Raw genomic sequence first — 15,948 nt, 5'->3', positions numbered from 1 at the left:
CATCAGCCGATCATCAAGCCGTCCGGGCGGCCGGTGCCGTCTCGTCCGCCAGAGCTCGCTCGGCGCGCAGCGCGACGCGCAGGTTGAGCCGTTCTTGCGGGTCGTCCAAGCGCGCGCCGAACAGGGTGCGCAGCCGGCGGAGGCGGTTGCGGGCCGTTTGCGGGTGGACGCCGAGCCGGGTCGCGACTTCCGGCGCGCCGCCGCGGGCGTCGAGCGCTGCCTCGAGGGTTTCGGCGAGCTTGCCGCGCCGGTTCCCGGGCAGCCCGGCCAGGGGTGCCAGGCTGTGCGCGGCGAGTGCGCGGGTGAGCGGCTCGTCCGCGAACAGGCACTGCGTGGTCAGGTGGTCGGGCCAGCGGAGGACGCCGTCGCGAGGGAGCACGCCGCGGTCCCGCAGTGCCCAGGCCCGCCGGGCCCAGCGCAGCGAGGTGGCCGCCTCGGCCGGGGGAACGGCCGGTCCGGTCGCGGCCGGGCCGTCGCCGAGCAGCCGCGCCGGGTCGGGGTGGGCCGGGAGGAGCAGGTACGGCGGTTCGGCGGCGAGGTCGGCGAGCAGGCCGGGGTCGCACGGGGCGATGCGCACGCCGGGCGCCACGACGACGGCCAGCACGCGCTCGGGCGGTGTCCACTTCGCGCGCGCGGCCAGGTCGGTCCAGGGCCGGCCGGCCATCAGTTCGCGCAGCAGGTCCCGTCGCAGGTCGGTGGGGGACGGCGGTTGCGCGGCCCGGAAAGCCTCGGTCGACAGGCGGCTCAAGACGTCGACGCACCGGAGCAGGGCCTCCACCCCAGTGGCGACGGCACCCGGGTGCGCCCGGCGGCCCAGCTCGGCGACGAGCGGAAGGCCGCCGCGGCCGCCCGCCCGGTAGGCACGCGTGAGCCGGTCGAGGTCGCCGCCCGCCGCGTGCTCCGCGACGCCGGCGCGGCGGAAGGCGTCCGCACCCGCGGCGATCCCGGCGGGGACCGGCCGGGAGCCGCGCACCAGCGCGGCCACGAACTCCGTCGCGCTCGCGTCGAACAGTGCGGCGTGCCGGGGGACGGCGTGCCGGACGCCGGCGACGACCGCGCGGGCGATCGCCGCCGCGACGCCGTCGGGCAAGAGCTGGGGGACGGTCATCGTCGACCTCCGGAGCGGGGCGGGCATCGCTGGCGCGCCGAAGTCTGGACGGCGGCAGCCGCTGCCCGCGTCGATGAATACACGTATTTCCGGCTGATCGGCGCAACGGCGGTTGGGCCACATGGACACGAACACCGCGACCGATCAAGATGGGCAGCGGAGGCACGGTGGACGACGGCGGCGTGAGCACGCGACGCGACCTGACGAGTTACGTGGGCCGCGCCGAGGACGAAGCCCGGGTGCGGCGCTTGCTGGGCGCGAGCCGCCTGGTCACGTTGACCGGACCCGGTGGCGTGGGCAAGACCCGGCTCGCCTGCCGGGTCGCCGGCTCGGTGACCCGGGCCTTCCCCGACGGCGTCGCGATGGCCGGGTTCGCCGGGTTGCGCGACCGCACCCTGGTGAACCGCACGCTCGCCGACTGCTTGGGCCTGCACGACACGGCCGCCCGGACCGCCCGGGACACCGTGCTGGCCCACCTGCGCGACCGGCGGATGCTCCTGGTGCTGGACAACTGCGAGCACCTCGTCACCGACTGCGCCGAGCTGGTGGGTGTCCTGCTGCGGCAGTGCCCGGGCCTGGTGGTCCTGGCGACCGGCCGGTGTTCGCTCGGGGTCGCGGGCGAGCGGATCGTGCCGGTGACGCCGCTGGCCGTCCCGCCGGAGAACGCCCGGACCGTCGCGGACGCGGTCGCCTACGACGCGGTACGGCTGTTCGCCGACCGGGCGGCCGAGGTGCTGCCGTCGTTCCGGCTCACCGAGGACGACGTGGCGTCCGTGGTGGCGTTGTGCCGGCAGCTGGACGGCCTGCCGCTGGCCGTCGAGCTCGCCGCGGCGCGCGTCCGCGTGCTCTCGCCCGGGCAGATCGTCGCCCGGATGGGGGACAGCCTGGCGCTGCTGACCACCGGCGCGAGGTCGCTGCCGGAGCGCCACCGCAGCTTGCGGGCCACCATCGAGTGGAGCCATTCCCTGTGCACGGACGTCGAGCGGGCGGTCTGGGAGTGCTGCTCGGTGTTCGCGGGTGCGTTCGACCTGTCCGCCGCCGAGGACGTCTGCGCGGTTCCCGGGCTCGACGGCTTCGCGGTGCTGGACGCCGTGGACGGGTTGATCGACAAGTCCGTGCTGCTGCGCGTCGGCGAAACGAACGGCATCCGGTTCCGGATGCTCGAGGCCCTGCGCGAGTTCGGTCAGGAACACCTGGCCGCCACCGGGATCGCCGAGGTCGTGGCCCGGCGGCACCGCGACCACCACGCGCGGCTGCTCGGGCAAGCCGGCGCCGAGTGGTTCGGCCCCCGGCGCGACGACTGGTTCGCCCGCCTGTCCGACCGGCACGCGGACCTCCGGGCGGCGCTGTCGTGGTCGCTGCGCACCCCCGAGGAGGCCACGGTGGCGCTCCGGATGGCGAGCGGCGTGATCGAGTACTGGATGGCCCGGGGTGCCGCGTGGGAGATCCGCGAGTGGTTCGACCGTGCGCTCGCCGTCGCGCCCGGCGACGCCCCGGGGCGAGCGACGGCGCAGGCCCGCGCGGCCTTGTGCGCCGCCCTGCACGCGGATCTGGACGGGGCCCGGCACCGGCTGAAGCTCGCCGAAGCCATCAGCGACGACGACGCGGTGCCCTACATCTGCCACGCGCGGGCCTTCGTGGCACTGCTCGCGGTCGAGCCGCGTGCGCTGGAGAACGCCGCCGAGGCCGTGCGGATCTTCGGCGCCCGGGGCGAGCCGCGGCACCAGCTGCACCCGATGTTCATCCAGGCGGTGGCGACGGCGTTCCGCGGTGACCTCGCCGGCGCGCGGCGGCTGCTGGACCGGATGCTGCGGCTGTGCGAATCGGGGCAGGACGAGTCCTCCCGGTCCATGGCCCTGTTCGGACTGGGCACGGCCGAGATCCTCTTCGGCGGTGACCTCGGTGTCGGTGAACGCGCGATGCGCGACGCCCTGGAGATCGACCTGCGCGGGCCGGACGTGCTGTCGGCGGCGTACCGGGTGGACGGGCTGGCGTGGGCCTCGGCCAAGCGCGCGGACTGGCCGGGCGCGGCGAGGTTGTTCGGCACGGCGGCGACGTTGTGGGACCGGTGTGGAGCGGAGCCGGACATCGCGGTGTCGCTGGCCCACCGGGAGCTGCTCGCGGCCACTCGCGACGCACTCGGCGAAGCACGATTCGAGGAGGCGTTCGCCGAGGGGCACCGGCGGAATCCCCACGACATCCTGACGCCGCAGGCGGCCGCGGCTCCGGAGTGCGAGGAGGCGGCCGGGAACGCGGTCCTGCCACCGCTGACCCGGCGCGAGTCGGAGATCGCCAGGCTGGTCGCGACCGGGTTGAGCAACCGCGAGATCGCCGTCCGCCTGGTCATCGCCCAGCGGACCGCGGAAACCCACCTCCAGCACATCCTGAACAAACTGGACCTCGCGAACCGGACCCAGGTCGCGGTCTGGGTGAACGAGCGGCTCGGCACCCGGACGGGACCCGGATCCGGACCGGGGTGACCAGCTCGGCCATGGCGTCCATCGGCGCATGAGCCGCGCGTGCACCCGGGTTGTCCCTGCGTGCACCACACCTACCGGAACAGCGCCCCGGCCGGACAAGGTCGGACCATGACGAAGCTGAGCGCCGAGCAGATCGCCCGGCACGCCTACGCGGCCGGGTTCCGCGGCCAGGGCCTGACCACCGCGGTCGCCGTCGCGCTGGCCGAGTCCGGCGGGCGGACCACCGCGCACAACGCCACCCCGCCGGACGACTCCTACGGCCTCTGGCAGATCAACATGCTGGGCGCGCTCGGCCCGGAACGGCGCCGCCAGTACCACCTGAAGTCCGACGACCGGTTGTTCGACCCGGACACCAACGCCCGGGTCGCGAACCGCATCTCGGGCGACGGCCACGACTTCACCCCCTGGTCGACGTACACGAACGGCGCGTACCAGCACCACCTGACGGCCGCGCGCAAGGCCGCCCAAGACGTCACCAAGCACCACGGCGAGCCCCAGGCACGAGGAGGTGGCAGCCCGCTGCGGGTGGACGACGCGGTGCTGCACGCCTACGTGCACCGGACCCGGCACGTCGCCGACGCGCTGGGCACCGCCACCGGGCAGCTGCGCGACGTCCGCGAGATCGCCCGCGACAGCTTCGGGAAGATCGGCGAGGAGTCGGGGTTCGCCGACGCGCTGACCGGGTTCGGGCTGGCGCTGCAGCGGCAGGTCAAGGGGGTCGGCGCGCACGCCGACGGGCTCGCGTCGGCCGCGGGGAAAGCCGCGAAGTCCTATCGCGACCACGAGACGGCCACCGCCGCCGCGCTGAACGGGAAGGGCTGAAATGGACACCGACGCGCTTGCGCACTCCTTGGCGAAGGACCTCATCGCGCACCGCAACAAGCTCGCCGGGAAGGCCGAAGACGCCGTCCGCGCCGAGTACGCCCTGCACCAGGTGGCCGGGGCGCTGGACGCCCAGCACGACGCCTACCACAAGGAAAGCACCACGGTCCTGGACCACTGGCACGGCCGCGGCGCCGACGGCTTCCGCCACCACAGCGCGAAGCTGACGAAAGAGCTGCGGATCACCGGTGGCGCCGGCGCGGCGGCGGAGAAGGTCGTCGCGCACGTCGCGTCCACAGTGGACAGCGGGCACACGGCCGTGCAGCGGCTGGTCGACGAGTACACCGCCCAGGCCAAGCAGGTTCTCGACGCCGGTGTCGCGGCCGGGACGCAGGCGGCGCTGATGCGGGCCGTCGGCCACGCCGCCGACCTGGTGCCGCGGTACACGCGGCAGTCGGCGTCGACCCTGCGGCACGTCGACGCCGAACTCAAGGCGGCGGCGAAGAAACTGCACGAGCTGCGGAAGGACCTGACCCACGACGAGGTCGCGGACAAGGCGGTGCAGACGACGCACCCCAGCAAGGTCCCGGGGCGGGGCCGGGACATCGTCCACGCGGCGCGGAAAGAACTCGGCACGCGCGAAAACCCGCCGGGCAGCAACCGGAACCCGTACGGGCCGACCGCCGCGTGGTGCTCGTCGTTCGCGACGGCGATGTGGCGCAAGGCCGGGGTGAAGATTCCGGTGCTGCCCTTCAGCGGCGACGTCTACCACTGGGGCGAACGCAACGGGCACGCCTACGGCAAGCACGCGCTGCACGAAGCGAAGCCGGGAGACGTGCTGATCTTCGGCACCGGCCCGCAGAACACCTCGACGAGCACGCACATCGGCATCGTCGAGAAGGTCGAAGGGAACCAGGTCACGATGATCGAGGGCAACTCCGGGGACGCCGTCCGCCGGAACACGCACACGCTCTCGGCGTCGACGTTCTACGGAGGGGTCCACCCGTGATCACCGGAAAAGCCGCCGACCGGACGGTCGCCGTCGAGGTCGCGCCCGGTGGGGCGCTGCAGGAGCTGACCCTGGAAGCCGCGGCGCTGCGGCTGGAGCCCGACGAGCTGGCGCGCCGGATCCTGCTGCTGACGGCGGCCGCGTCGGCGCGGGCCACGGCTTCCCTGTGGCACACCCGGGACGGCGTGGCCGCCCTCGGCCTGCCGGAGCCGGGGGAAGCCGCGGAAGAGACCACACCGGACAGCTGGCGGGCCCAGTGACCAGGACGGCGGTGGAGCTGGCCGACGACGCTTTCGCGGCCCCGGAGCCGGGATACGGGGCCCGGCTCGCGGCGATCCGCGCCGCCGCGGCGGGCGACGGGATCGCGGTGGTGGTCGATCTGCACGGGGCGCTGGTGGATTTGCGGTTCGACCGGTGGGCGCCGGCCCGGTCGCCGGGAGAGCTGGCCGGGGTCATCCGGCGGCTGTCCGCGGAGGCGGGTGCGGCTGCCCTGCGACAAGGCCGCGAGCTGCTCGGGGACTTGCTGCCGGACGAACCCAGGACGGCCGCGCGCCCTCGCCGCCGGCCGCCGGAGCCCGACGAGGACACCCTGGTCCCGGCGACCTGGGCAACGTGACAGCGGGTCGTGAGTGGTAAGGCGGGTTAGAACCCGCCTTACCACTCACGACGGGCCGCGGGAGACTGCTCAGCGGACGTCGTCGACCATGCGCGCCAGGCGGTCGGCCAGCCAGGCGCCGTCGGCCGGGGTCACCGTCACCCAGGGCTCACCGCCCACGTCCTCCGGGGTCACCGCGTACCGGCCGGCCGCCGTGTCGAACCAGGCCAGTACCGGGCTCCGGCCCGCCGGGCCGGTCGCCGCCAGCTGGCCGGCCGCGTACCGCTGCGCCGTCACCAGCGTCGCCAGCGGCCGGACCGCGCGGCCGGTGATCCCGGCCGTGCTCAGCGCCCGCTCGAACGCGTCGTACCCGCTGCGCGCGTAGGCGTCCATCGCCGCCGAGTACGCCGCACGCGGCAGCCGCAGCTGGTCACCCGGGCCCGCCTCGAGGTCGCCCACCATCCGGGCCACCGCGGGGACCAGGCCGTCCGGGCGCACCGGCTCCAGCACCAGGTCGCGGTCGTCCAGCACGGCGAGCACGCCGGCGCCGGCCCGCGCCGCCGCGAGCAGCCGCCACGGCGCTTCACCCAGCACCAGCGCGTCGACGCTCACCGTCGGCGAACCCAGCAGCACGACCAGGTCGGCCAGTTCCGGGTCGACGTCGTCCCCGTCGGTGAACCCCGCCTCGGCGAGGCCGGCGAACACCCGGACGCCCAGGTCGTCGCGTTCGGCGTGCGTCGCGCCGTGCGACGGCACGTCGAACGGGTACGGCGGTGGCCCGCCCGGCCCCAGGTCCTCCCAGAGGAGATCGAATTCCAGATGCGACAGGATCACTCCCGCCGCCGTCGCGGTGCGCCGCGCCATGGTCCCCCTTCCCGAGCCGAGCGGCCGTCGTCGGGCACCATGGTGCCGATGGCCGAGCCGCAGTCGTTGGACGTCCCCGCGAACGGGTACCTCGTCGTCCGCGCGTCCGGGGCGGCGGCCGCGCGCGCCGCCATCCTCGGCGGCCGCAAGGACCCCGAGGACGTCCAGCTGCTGCTGCGCTGTCCCGTCCCGCGCGTGGGACGGGACAGCGAATCCGGCGCGAAGCTGACGTTCGCCGACGCGACGCTGCACCTGCAGCCCTCCGGCGTCGTGATGCTGACCGTCGCCGCGGCGAAGCTGTCGATCTCCTTCGCCGAGCTGCGGCCGCTGATGTTCCGCCCGGTCGAGGTCGACGCGCCGCTGCGTGCGCTGTTCGCCGGCGCCGTCGCGCACGTCGTGGCGGCCGGTCCGCGGCTCGACCCGCACGGGCTCGCGCACCACCTGCTGGGCCTGGCCGAACTGGTGCTGCGGAGCGCGCTGCGCGTCGAACTCGACCGCGTCGACGCACTCGCGGCCCGGCGGCGCGAAGCCCTGGAGTACATGCGGGCGCACCTCGGCGAGCAGTCGCTCGGCGCGGACAAGATCGCCGAGGCGCTGTACATCTCGCGCCGGCGGCTGTACCAGCTGTTCGACGACGGCCAAGGCGTCTCGGAACGGCTCAAGGGCCTGCGGGTCGAACGCGCGAAGGCGTTGCTGGCCGACCCGGCGAAGGCGGGCCGCGGGATCGCGGAGATCGCGCGGGACTGCGGTTTCACCAGCGCCCCGCACTTCTCGCGGACGTTCCGCCGGGCGACCGGCCGGACCCCACGCGAGTTCCGGGAGCGGGCCCTGCGGGGGTGAGGTCGACGCCGGCGACGAGCGTCCCGGCCAGGCCGGCGACCTCCAGCCAGCCGCGGCCGCCGGGGGAGTGCAGGGTGAACACGGCCGCACGCGGCCGGTCCGGGTCGAGCACGACGGCCTGCAGCTGCGCGCCGGAAAGGCCGATCCGCTCGACGATCACCACCGGGTAGCCGCGGCCGGTGCGCGCATCGCTGACGTCGCGGATACCGGGGGTGTGGTCGGCGAGGAAGTACCCGAGGTCGGCGGCCTCGCCGGGGTTGTCGACCGGGACGACCCCGGCGATGAGCAGGGCGGGATCGGCGTCCCGGTGTTCGACGAGAGCCAGCAGCCCCGCCCGCTGCTCGTGGGCGACCTCCGCGCACTGGACGGCGGCGGCCTCGAGGCCGAGGTCGCGGGCGGCGTCGGGACCGCGCAGCCGGGCCATCAGGGCGTGCAGCTCGGCCGTGGTGCGCTCGACCGAGTCCAGGTTCACCGGGGTGATCCCCGGAACGGCGGGCAGTTTCACCGGCCACCCAGTGCGGTGGCGAACGCGCTGACGGCACCCGGCGGCGGCGTGACCGGCACGACGGGCGTCTTCGCGACGGTCACCCCCAGCTCGCGCCCGACGGCCGAGAAGGTCTCCAGCTGGGTCGCCACCCCGGCGAAGCCGGGCGCTTCCGGCAAGGGGGACCCGTCGCCGAGGGCGCTCAGCCGCTCGGCGACGCGGGTCGCTTCGGTGCGGTGGGCGCGTTCCAGGTCGCGGGCTTCGGTGAGGACGCGGTCGAGGTCGTCCTGGCGGGCCGCGAGCCGGGTGCGGGCTTCGGTGAGGTTCGGCTGGGTGGCGGGCGAGAACTGGGCTTCGGTTTCGGCTTGCTCGACGTCGTCGTACGCGGCGGTGACGGCTTGGCGCGCCACAGTGGCGCGCCGGTCGAGGTCGTCGGCCCGGCGGTGGTTCGCGACGAGCGTGCCGGCCCAGTCTTCGAGGACTCCGGCGGCGGCGCGGAGAGCGTCCCGGGTGGCGGACAGGCCGGCGGCGGCTCGTCCGGCGCGGTCCGCGAGTGCTTGCGCGGACTGGCCGGCCCACTCGGGGATCGGGCCCGGGGAGCGGATTTCCCCGAGCCCGGCCGCGGCGGCGGTACAGCGGCGGGCGGCTTCGGCCACCGCGTCGGGGCTGCCGGGGACCGGGTCGAAGCCGAGGCCGCGGAACTCAGCCATGGCCACGGCCCGATCGGCCGGAAACAAGGCAGCCCGGCGCGCGGGCCGACCGGCGGGCGGCGTGTTCCCGGTCAACCATCGGCTCGGCCCAGCTCCTCGGCCGCGGCAGCATCCGCGGCCCGGTAGGCCTTCGCGGCCGTCCGGACACCCGTGGCCGCGCCGGCGAAGTCCGTTCCCACCGCTCGTATCCTGCCCGACCACTCGCCGGTCAGCGCGGCGAGCGCCGCCGAGACCGGTGCCGGGCCGAGGTCGTCCGGCGCCGCCAGCGAGTCCGCTGCCGAGCGGTACTCGTCCGCCGTGTCCTCCAGGCGCAGCGCCAACGCGTCGAGGGCCGACGGGTCGGCGTGGAAGCCGGTCATTCGCCGAACACCGGCGGATAGGCCGGCGGGAGGTCGTCGAGCAGGTCGTAGCCCTTCGCGTACTTGTCGCGGTGCTCGGTGTCCTCCTCGCGCCGCGGGCCCTGGCCCGGCGGGTACATGCCGTACCCGCCCGCCGGGCCGCGGCCGCTCGTCCCGCCCGGCCCGAAGCCCGCCGTCCCGGCTCCGAACCGGCCCGCTCCCGCCCGGCCGCCTTCGCTGAGCGTCCCGGAGCCCGGCGTTCCGGCCACGGGAACGCCCGCGAAGCCGGGACCGTAGCCGGAACCGGCCGCGCCCGGCGAACCCGGCCCGGCGGCCCCGATGACCCCGTCGAGGGCGCCCGGGACCCCGGCGCCGGTGAACGTGGGCGGCAGCGCGGACGCCGTCGACGTCGAGTCGTCCGGTCCGGCACCCGGCTCGTCGTGGAATCCCTCGTTCGGCGGCGAGGGTGGAGTGGGCGGGACCGGAGGGGCAGGCGGATCGCGGGGGACCGGCGGCGCGGGCGGGGTCCGGACCACCGGTGGCCGCGGTGCGGAACCGGAGCCGGCGGTCACCGGCGGGGCCGTGTCGAACTCCGGGGGCAGCCGGTGGCGGACGTCGTGGCTCGCGCTCTCGTACTGTTCCATCACGCGGACGGCCGCGGCCTTGGCGTCGTCGGCTTCCTTCTTCGTCGGCAGCTTGTCGTCGAGCAGGTCGTCCAGCATGTAGGTGCCCTCGGGACCGTCGAGCCGCTTCACCGCGTACCCCTGCCGGAACCACCGCTCGGCCCAGTAGTGCACCGGCTCGGGCATCCGGTGCCGGGCTTCGGTGACCACCGACGTGTACGTGTCGAGGCCGGCGCCGACGCGCTGGGCGTGGTCCCCCACCGTCGCCGCCCAGCCGGTCAGCCGGCCCACCGATTCGGTGGCCTGGTCCGCCGACGGCCCCTGCCACGACTCCCGCAGCTTTCCGACCAGCGCCGACACCTCGTCGGTCGCGGAGCTGACGCCGGCGGCCACCTCCTTCCACCAGGCGGCGTGCTGGTCGAGCTTCGCGGGGACGGCCGACTGCACCATGTCCCACAGTTCGCGGTGCTCGTAGCTGTTCCAGTTGATCCGGCCGAACGTCGCTTCGCGGTTGTTGACCGCCTTTTCCCGGCGGACACGCCGGGCCTTCACCCGCTGCCGGGCGGTCGGGGCGTGGTGCGTCGAATAGAACTCAGGCATCCGCTTCCCCCGTCGGCAGCGCGGCCGCGGCCTCTTCGTCGTTGCCCTGGTGCATCGTCACGACGGTGCCGAGCGTCTGCCGCAGCACCGCGAGCTCGGCCAGGTACGACTGCAGCGCGGCCTGGACGCCGCCGGCCTCGGCGCCGCCGCGCACCGCGAACGAGCGGCGCATCCAGTGGGCGACCGGACCCTTGCCGTCGGCCAGGCCGGTGTCGAGGGCGCGGGCCGTTTCGAGGTGCCGGCTCAGCTCGTCGTAGCGCTCGTCGATGGCCCGTTTGACGTCTTCGACCCCGTCGTAGTGGAGTTCGATGCCGCCGGTGCTCGCCACGGTCACCGGCCCCGCGATGACCAGCTCGTTCGGCTCGCGTTGCTGCTCCGCGCGCAGCTGCCGCCGCGCGTCGGCCTCGTTGCGCACAGTCGCCATGAAAAAAGGTCCTCCCTCGCCACCCAGGCGTCCATCCTGGCCAATGCCGGCCGCGTTGAGAAGAGCGACCCACCCGGGTGCACAGGTGGACACGAAGACTGCACGGGCGGATAGGGCGGCCGTGGCGACGCATGGTCGCCGCCCCTCACTCGATCGAGGGGGACGCGGCTCGAACGGCTCAGTGGCGGCCGCGGCGGGAGGCGCTGCGGGCCAGGGCGTCGACACGCTCGCGGACCCGGTCGTCGGCGCGGTAGACCGCCAGCAACGCCCGGATCCGGGTGTTGGCGTCCGCCCCGTCGTCCACGCGGCCCTGGCGCAGCACCCGGGCGTCGTCGGGGTGCAGATAAACGCTCACCCGGTGCGCCGTGACGGTTTCGGAGGTGAGGATCCGCGGGTCCTCCTGGTGTTCGGCATCCGGGTCGCCGGCGTCGTCCGCCCGTTCTCTGCTGGCCATTTCGTCCTCGTTTTGTCGGCACGGTTGATCACTCCTTTCGAGTCTGATCACGTGGGGCGGGAATGACCAGACGGCCATTGGAGTGACAACCCGGCGCGTCGCCCACTTGTCCCAGTCTCCACGATCGGGGCAGGCCAGGATGCGTCCACAAGCTACTCGACCGGTGAAGCAAAACCGCGGGAAAGTGTTTTGACGCATTCACGTGAAATCGTCAAACACAATGGTGTAATTGCGCCGATTTGACGAATGGCGACGCGAAACACTTCATCTCTGCGGTTTCGCGCCTACAGTTCACCTCGTCGTTTCCCTCTGAGATCGGAGAAGACCGTGGCTCTCGAAAAGATGTCCGACCAGTTCCAGGGACTGCCGATGGAATCGCTCATCGGCGGTCCGCTGACCGCGGCCTGCAACGCGCAGGTGATGCTCGCCAACTCCACCGCCACCTACATCAACACCGTCGGCTTCGACCGGCCGGCGGACGGCCCGGTCACCGACGCGGCCGGCTTCGCCCGGCTGCGGACGGTGAAGTTCGCCTTCCAGCGCCCGCGCGAGGTGCCGCCCACCGGGGACGCCGGCGGCGACGGGCAGACGGTGACCGAGGACGTCAGCCTGTCGGTGCCGTTGCTGTCCATGGTCCCGGTGCCGAACCTGCAGGTGGACACCGTCGACGTCGCGTTCGACATGGAGGTCAAGTCCGCCGAGCAGTCGAAGGACAGCAAGGACGTCGAAGCCTCGCTCGACGCCAAGGGGGAAGGCCGGATCGGGCCGTTCAGCCTCTCGGTGTCGGTGCACGGCAAGGTCGCGACCCACCAGGAGAACACCCGCAGCTCGGACAATTCCGCCAAGTACCACGTGGCGGTGAAGGCGACCAACCACGCGATGCCCGAAGGCCTCGCCCGCGTCTTCGACATCATGGCGACCTCGATCGCGCCGGTGACGACGGTCATGCCGGACAAGCCCGCCGACAAGGCGGTCGCGGCGAAATGAGCTCCGAGACCGTCGCGACCATCCTGCGGGCGCTGCACCACGCGGTGCTCGACGCCCAGCGGCTGGCCGAAGAGGAGCACGTGCGGCAACTGCGCCGGCACACGCTCGACGAGTCCGGCGACACCCGCGCGCCGCAGCTGCTGCCCGTCACGATCCCGGGCACCCTGCCCGAGGCCGAAGACCAGGAGATCCAGGTCCCGGTGCTCGCGCTCGCGCCGCCGCACCCGCTGCGGATCCACGACCTGACCGTCAGCTTCCGCGCCCGGCTGCTCGGTCTCGGCGCGCTCCCGGACGCGCCGGCCGACCCGGCCGCCACGGCTCCGCTGCTGGCGTCACTGGGTCCCGGAACCGAGGGCGACGTCGCCCAGTTCAAGGTCACCTTCGAGACCGGCGAGCGGCCCGAGGCGTTCGCCCGGCTGCTCGACCGGATGACCACGAACAACGTGCCGTGAAAGGAGAACAGCCATGACCGCACCGGATCCGCCGGCCGGCACCCTGTCGCTGGACCAGATGATCGCCGCGCCCGTCGTGTCGGCGGCCCGAGCGGCCGAAGCGCTCGCGGACGCTTCGGCGGACTTCGTACGCCGGGTCGGCGTGGACGAGCACGGCGCGGTCCGCACCGTCGACTTCGCGTTCAGCCGTCCCGTCGAACCGCCGGGCCCGCCGGACGAGCAGGCGGTGGTGGGCGAAGACGTCCACGTCTCACTGCCGCTGCTGGCCCTGGTTTCGGTGCCCAGCCTGCGGATCGACACCTTCGAGACGCACTTCAGCCTCGAGATCCGCTCCCTGGCGCCGACCGCCGGCGACACCGGGGAACCGCCGCAGGTGCTCGTGAAACCCGCCGCCCAGCGGGAAAACACGCGGGACACGGACAAGACGGCGAAGTACACGGTCGACCTGCGCGCGTCGGCGGCGCCGCCTTCGGAGGCGCTGGCGCGGGTGCTCGACCTGATGGCCCAGTCGGTCACCGCGGTCCCCCGGCCGCCGGCGAAGGCGTGACCGGTGGACACCGTCGCCGAGGGGCTGCAGACGCTGTTCCGCGAGCTGAACGGCGAATTCGGTGCGGTCGGCGCGGTCGGCATGCGGGCGCTGGAAGCCGCGTACTGGATCACCGCGCCGGACGGCGCCCGAGCCGTGCGGGTCACGGTCGACGGCGCCCACGCCCGGGTGTCCGCCTCGCCGGTGCCGGCGCCCGCGTGCCTCACCGTCCGGCGTCGCCGGGGCCGGCTGGTGGTGCGCTGGGCGCCGGTGCCGGACGCGACGGCCTACGTCGTCCGGCTGGTGCGCGGCGGGGTCACCGTGCGCACGCTCACCGTCCGCGACACCACGGCGGTGGTGCCGTTCTGCCCGCTGCGCCGCGGCCGCCGGTGCGCGGTCGTGGTCGCGGCCCGCAACCGGGTCCGCGGGCCCGGGACGGCTGTTCCCGTGAAAACCCGTTCACACAAAGGAAGGTGAAAACCATGGACTACGAGAAGATCAGCTCGAAGGTGCGCGGCTCCGGAGTGCAGGAGTTCGACCAGTCGGCCGAAGCCGCCCGCGAGCGCGTGACCATCGGCAACGGCGTCTGCCGGGCCCTGGTGGTGCAGTGGCTGGTGGCGAAGGCCCGCGGCAGGGACTACTGGACGAACCGCGGGACCGTGGCCGAGCCGCTGCTGGAGGCCGCGACGCGCCTGACGAAAGCAGTCGACCTGCAGGCGGAGTACGAACGCGTGGCGCAGTCGCGGTTCGTCGTCGACCCCGCCACGGAAAACGCGCTGTCGGCCGCCGGCCTCGGGTTCGCCATCCGCGACACCACGGCGTCGGCCCAGTGGGGGTTCGCGACGGACAAGCCGAACGACGAACCCGAGAAGATCGTCGGCTCGGCGTTCGGCCGTCATTCGCAGGCCTTCATCCTCTCGATCAAGGGCAAGTCGGGCGGCCACTCACTGGGCCTGTACCGGTCCGCGCGCGAGGACGTCCGGCTGTTCGACCCGAACATCGGCGAGTTCTCGGCGAAGTCGAGGGCCGAGCTGCGCACGCTCCTGCTGGCGATCGGCGCGGCCTACCGGGAGCACCGGATCGACCTCCACGACAGCTACATCCTGTGGAGCTTCGCCGACTGACGCCGCCGGGACCGGGGCCGCACCGCGGGCACGCTCGCGGTGCGGCCCCGGCCGATGGGGACGTTCGTGCGACAAAACTGCCCTGAATACTCTCGTCCGCGCCGGCGCCCGAGACCGCCGTCCCGTCAGGTGTAAACGGTGGTGGGGGCGACCGCGAGTGGGCAGTCGACGGGGGAACGGGGCACTGTGGAGCGGACGACGTGTTGCGTCGTGGGGGGTGGCCCGGCGGGCATGGTGCTGGGCTTGCTGCTCGCGAGGGCCGGGGTCGAGGTCACGGTGCTGGAGAAGCACGAGGACTTCCTGCACGACTTCCGCGGCGACACCGTGCATCCGGCGACCCTGCAGCTGCTCGACGAGCTGGGGCTGGGGGAGCGGTTCGCGCGGTTGCCCCAGACCCGGATCACCGAAGTGGTCCTGCCCGACGGAGACGGCGGCGTGCGGCGGATCGGTGATTTCGGCGCGTTGCGCAGGTGGGGAGTGCGGCATCCGTACGTGACGATCGTTCCCCAGTGGGACCTGCTGAACCTGCTCGCCGACGCCGCGCGGGCGGAGCCGGCGTTCCGGCTCGAAATGGGCGCCGCGGTGACCTCCCTGGTCCACGAGCGCGGCCGGGTCGCCGGGGTCCGCTACCGCACGAGCGGGCCCGGCGGCGAGCCGGTCGAAGGCGAGATCCGGGCGGACCTGACGGTGGCGTGCAACGGCCGGAATTCGGTACTGCCGGCGGCGGCCGGGCTGGGGGTGACCGAGTTCGGCGTCCCGTTCGACACCTGGTGGTTCCGGCTCTCGCGCCGCGAAGGCGAGCAGGTCGAACAGCTGACCCGGCGGCCGGGCCGGGGCCGGTTCGCGATCGTCATCCCCCGCGAGGGCTACTTCCAGATCGGGTACGTCGCCCGCAAGGGCACCGACAGCCGGCTGCGCGCCCGCGGCATCGACGCGTTCCGGCGCGACGTGGCCGAACTCCTCCCGGAGTACGCCGACCGAGTCGGCGAGCTGATCTCGATGGACGACGTCAAGCTCCTCGACGTCCGGCTCAACCGGCTGCGCCGATGGCACGCCGAAGGCTTGCTGTGCATCGGCGACGCCGCGCACGCCATGTCCCCGGTCGGGGGCGTGGGCATCAACCTCGCCGTCCAGGACGCCGTCGCGACCGCGACCTTGCTGGCCGGGCCGCTGCAGCGGAGAGCGGTGCGCGGCACCGACCTCGCCCGCATCCGGCGGCGCCGGTGGCCGTCACTGCTGCTGGTGCAGGCCCTGCAGCGGATCATGCACACCGACCTCGCCGGCCCGATCGTCTCCGGGCGGCAAGCAGGCCCGCCGGGCCGGCTCATGGCCGCGGCGCAGTGGGTGCCGATCCTCCGGACGTTCGCGGTGTACCTCGTCGGAGTGGGGCTGCGACCGGAGCGAGCCCCGGCGTCCGCCCGACGCGGCGTCACGCCGGAAGTGCTGCCGGGCTGATCGCGGCGGATCACCGATGGCTCGATCGGGTGACGTTCCGGCCGGCCGATCAA

20 protein-coding genes are annotated in these 15,948 nt (G+C 73.9%); 12 read left to right on the top strand and 8 right to left on the bottom strand.

Translation table 11 applies throughout. The annotated features are described in order from the left end of the window. Window positions 1-13: 13 nt before the first annotated feature. A complete protein-coding gene (locus C2L58_RS46470; RefSeq protein WP_103344010.1) occupies window positions 14-1,108 on the bottom strand; it encodes a helix-turn-helix domain-containing protein in 1,095 nt (364 codons plus the stop codon). A 182-nt stretch (window positions 1,109-1,290) separates the two neighbouring features. Between C2L58_RS46470 and C2L58_RS46465 the strand changes: the two genes are divergently transcribed. The 5 genes from C2L58_RS46465 (at window position 1,291) to C2L58_RS46445 (ending at window position 6,035) form a co-directional block, all read left to right on the top strand. Further along, the gene (locus C2L58_RS46465) at window positions 1,291-3,588 is read left to right on the top strand and encodes an ATP-binding protein (RefSeq protein WP_233226317.1); all 2,298 of its coding nucleotides are present in this window, start codon (window positions 1,291-1,293) and stop codon (window positions 3,586-3,588) included. Window positions 3,589-3,696: 108 nt separating this feature from the next. Then, entirely contained in the window at window positions 3,697-4,410 is a 714-nt protein-coding gene (locus tag C2L58_RS46460) for a transglycosylase SLT domain-containing protein (protein ID WP_103344009.1), read from the top strand. A 1-nt stretch (window position 4,411) separates the two neighbouring features. Further along, window positions 4,412-5,419 (top strand): CHAP domain-containing protein, encoded by a 1,008-nt coding sequence (locus C2L58_RS46455; RefSeq protein WP_103344008.1) that lies wholly within the window; start codon window positions 4,412-4,414, stop codon window positions 5,417-5,419. Further along, entirely contained in the window at window positions 5,416-5,679 is a 264-nt protein-coding gene (locus C2L58_RS46450) for a hypothetical protein (RefSeq protein WP_103344007.1), read from the top strand. Before C2L58_RS46455 ends, C2L58_RS46450 begins: the two co-directional genes overlap by 4 nt. Then, a complete protein-coding gene (locus C2L58_RS46445; RefSeq protein WP_103344006.1) occupies window positions 5,676-6,035 on the top strand; it encodes a hypothetical protein in 360 nt (119 codons plus the stop codon). Before C2L58_RS46450 ends, C2L58_RS46445 begins: the two co-directional genes overlap by 4 nt. Window positions 6,036-6,104: 69 nt before the next feature. Here the strand turns inward: C2L58_RS46445 and C2L58_RS46440 are convergent, their stop codons facing one another. Continuing rightward, on the bottom strand, window positions 6,105-6,878 hold the full coding sequence (locus tag C2L58_RS46440) for an ESX secretion-associated protein EspG (RefSeq protein ID WP_103344005.1): 774 nt from the start codon (window positions 6,876-6,878) through the stop codon (window positions 6,105-6,107). A 48-nt stretch (window positions 6,879-6,926) separates the two neighbouring features. Here C2L58_RS46440 and C2L58_RS46435 point away from each other — a divergent pair, with 48 nt between their 5' ends. Continuing rightward, window positions 6,927-7,718: a helix-turn-helix transcriptional regulator gene (locus tag C2L58_RS46435; RefSeq protein WP_103344093.1), complete on the top strand. Its 792-nt coding sequence runs from the start codon at window positions 6,927-6,929 to the stop codon at window positions 7,716-7,718. On the opposite strand, the gene C2L58_RS46430 is transcribed toward C2L58_RS46435, so the two are convergent. From C2L58_RS46430 to C2L58_RS46405, 6 genes are all read right to left on the bottom strand, one after another. Next, window positions 7,630-8,223 (bottom strand): hypothetical protein, encoded by a 594-nt coding sequence (locus C2L58_RS46430; RefSeq protein ID WP_103344004.1) that lies wholly within the window; start codon window positions 8,221-8,223, stop codon window positions 7,630-7,632. The two genes, C2L58_RS46435 and C2L58_RS46430, sit on opposite strands and share 89 nt — an antisense overlap. Continuing rightward, window positions 8,220-8,912, bottom strand: a complete 693-nt coding sequence (locus C2L58_RS46425) for a hypothetical protein (RefSeq protein WP_103344003.1) — start codon at window positions 8,910-8,912, stop codon at window positions 8,220-8,222. Before C2L58_RS46425 ends, C2L58_RS46430 begins: the two co-directional genes overlap by 4 nt. A 71-nt stretch (window positions 8,913-8,983) precedes the next feature. Continuing rightward, window positions 8,984-9,271, bottom strand: a complete 288-nt coding sequence (locus tag C2L58_RS46420; RefSeq protein WP_103344002.1) for a DUF6507 family protein — start codon at window positions 9,269-9,271, stop codon at window positions 8,984-8,986. After that, entirely contained in the window at window positions 9,268-10,473 is a 1,206-nt protein-coding gene (locus C2L58_RS46415; RefSeq protein WP_103344001.1) for a PPE domain-containing protein, read from the bottom strand. The genes C2L58_RS46420 and C2L58_RS46415 overlap by 4 nt, the downstream gene beginning before the upstream one ends. Continuing rightward, window positions 10,466-10,897 (bottom strand): hypothetical protein, encoded by a 432-nt coding sequence (locus tag C2L58_RS46410; protein WP_103344000.1) that lies wholly within the window; start codon window positions 10,895-10,897, stop codon window positions 10,466-10,468. Before C2L58_RS46410 ends, C2L58_RS46415 begins: the two co-directional genes overlap by 8 nt. A gap of 178 nt (window positions 10,898-11,075) precedes the next feature. Continuing rightward, window positions 11,076-11,351 (bottom strand): hypothetical protein, encoded by a 276-nt coding sequence (locus C2L58_RS46405; protein WP_103343999.1) that lies wholly within the window; start codon window positions 11,349-11,351, stop codon window positions 11,076-11,078. 327 nt (window positions 11,352-11,678) lie between these two features. Between C2L58_RS46405 and C2L58_RS46400 the strand changes: the two genes are divergently transcribed. From C2L58_RS46400 to C2L58_RS46375, 6 genes are all read left to right on the top strand, one after another. Further along, on the top strand, window positions 11,679-12,338 hold the full coding sequence (locus tag C2L58_RS46400) for a DUF2589 domain-containing protein (protein ID WP_199191756.1): 660 nt from the start codon (window positions 11,679-11,681) through the stop codon (window positions 12,336-12,338). Beyond that, window positions 12,335-12,790, top strand: coding sequence for a DUF2589 domain-containing protein (locus C2L58_RS46395; RefSeq protein WP_103343997.1), 456 nt, complete (start codon window positions 12,335-12,337; stop codon window positions 12,788-12,790). The genes C2L58_RS46400 and C2L58_RS46395 overlap by 4 nt, the downstream gene beginning before the upstream one ends. A gap of 13 nt (window positions 12,791-12,803) precedes the next feature. Then, entirely contained in the window at window positions 12,804-13,337 is a 534-nt protein-coding gene (locus C2L58_RS46390) for a DUF2589 domain-containing protein (protein WP_103343996.1), read from the top strand. Window positions 13,338-13,340: 3 nt separating this feature from the next. Next, window positions 13,341-13,793 (top strand): hypothetical protein, encoded by a 453-nt coding sequence (locus C2L58_RS46385; protein WP_103343995.1) that lies wholly within the window; start codon window positions 13,341-13,343, stop codon window positions 13,791-13,793. Window positions 13,794-13,798: 5 nt separating this feature from the next. Further along, window positions 13,799-14,440, top strand: a complete 642-nt coding sequence (locus tag C2L58_RS46380; protein ID WP_103343994.1) for a YopT-type cysteine protease domain-containing protein — start codon at window positions 13,799-13,801, stop codon at window positions 14,438-14,440. A gap of 186 nt (window positions 14,441-14,626) precedes the next feature. Further along, window positions 14,627-15,895 (top strand): FAD-dependent oxidoreductase, encoded by a 1,269-nt coding sequence (locus tag C2L58_RS46375; RefSeq protein ID WP_255410634.1) that lies wholly within the window; start codon window positions 14,627-14,629, stop codon window positions 15,893-15,895. Window positions 15,896-15,948 lie beyond the last annotated feature (53 nt).

Origin of the sequence: Amycolatopsis sp. CA-126428 (genome assembly GCF_002904335.1) — a bacterium.
Lineage (GTDB): Bacteria > Actinomycetota > Actinomycetes > Mycobacteriales > Pseudonocardiaceae > Amycolatopsis.
This window is presented reverse-complemented; position numbering and strand designations above follow the sequence as displayed.

Bases quoted from the DNA above. Each gene is read 5' to 3' on its own strand.
- C2L58_RS46415 (WP_103344001.1), bottom strand. From the start codon at position 10,473: ATGCCTGAGTTCTATTCGACGCACCACGCCCCGACCGCCCGGCAGCGG.
- C2L58_RS46440 (WP_103344005.1), bottom strand. From the start codon at position 6,878: ATGGCGCGGCGCACCGCGACGGCGGCGGGAGTGATCCTGTCGCATCTG.
- C2L58_RS46425 (WP_103344003.1), bottom strand. From the start codon at position 8,912: ATGGCTGAGTTCCGCGGCCTCGGCTTCGACCCGGTCCCCGGCAGCCCC.
- C2L58_RS46470 (WP_103344010.1), bottom strand. From the start codon at position 1,108: ATGACCGTCCCCCAGCTCTTGCCCGACGGCGTCGCGGCGGCGATCGCC.
- C2L58_RS46380 (WP_103343994.1), top strand. From the start codon at position 13,799: ATGGACTACGAGAAGATCAGCTCGAAGGTGCGCGGCTCCGGAGTGCAG.
- C2L58_RS46455 (WP_103344008.1), top strand. From the start codon at position 4,412: ATGGACACCGACGCGCTTGCGCACTCCTTGGCGAAGGACCTCATCGCG.
- C2L58_RS46390 (WP_103343996.1), top strand. From the start codon at position 12,804: ATGACCGCACCGGATCCGCCGGCCGGCACCCTGTCGCTGGACCAGATG.
- C2L58_RS46460 (WP_103344009.1), top strand. From the start codon at position 3,697: ATGACGAAGCTGAGCGCCGAGCAGATCGCCCGGCACGCCTACGCGGCC.
- C2L58_RS46435 (WP_103344093.1), top strand. From the start codon at position 6,927: ATGGCCGAGCCGCAGTCGTTGGACGTCCCCGCGAACGGGTACCTCGTC.
- C2L58_RS46420 (WP_103344002.1), bottom strand. From the start codon at position 9,271: ATGACCGGCTTCCACGCCGACCCGTCGGCCCTCGACGCGTTGGCGCTG.
- C2L58_RS46395 (WP_103343997.1), top strand. From the start codon at position 12,335: ATGAGCTCCGAGACCGTCGCGACCATCCTGCGGGCGCTGCACCACGCG.
- C2L58_RS46405 (WP_103343999.1), bottom strand. From the start codon at position 11,351: ATGGCCAGCAGAGAACGGGCGGACGACGCCGGCGACCCGGATGCCGAA.
- C2L58_RS46410 (WP_103344000.1), bottom strand. From the start codon at position 10,897: ATGGCGACTGTGCGCAACGAGGCCGACGCGCGGCGGCAGCTGCGCGCG.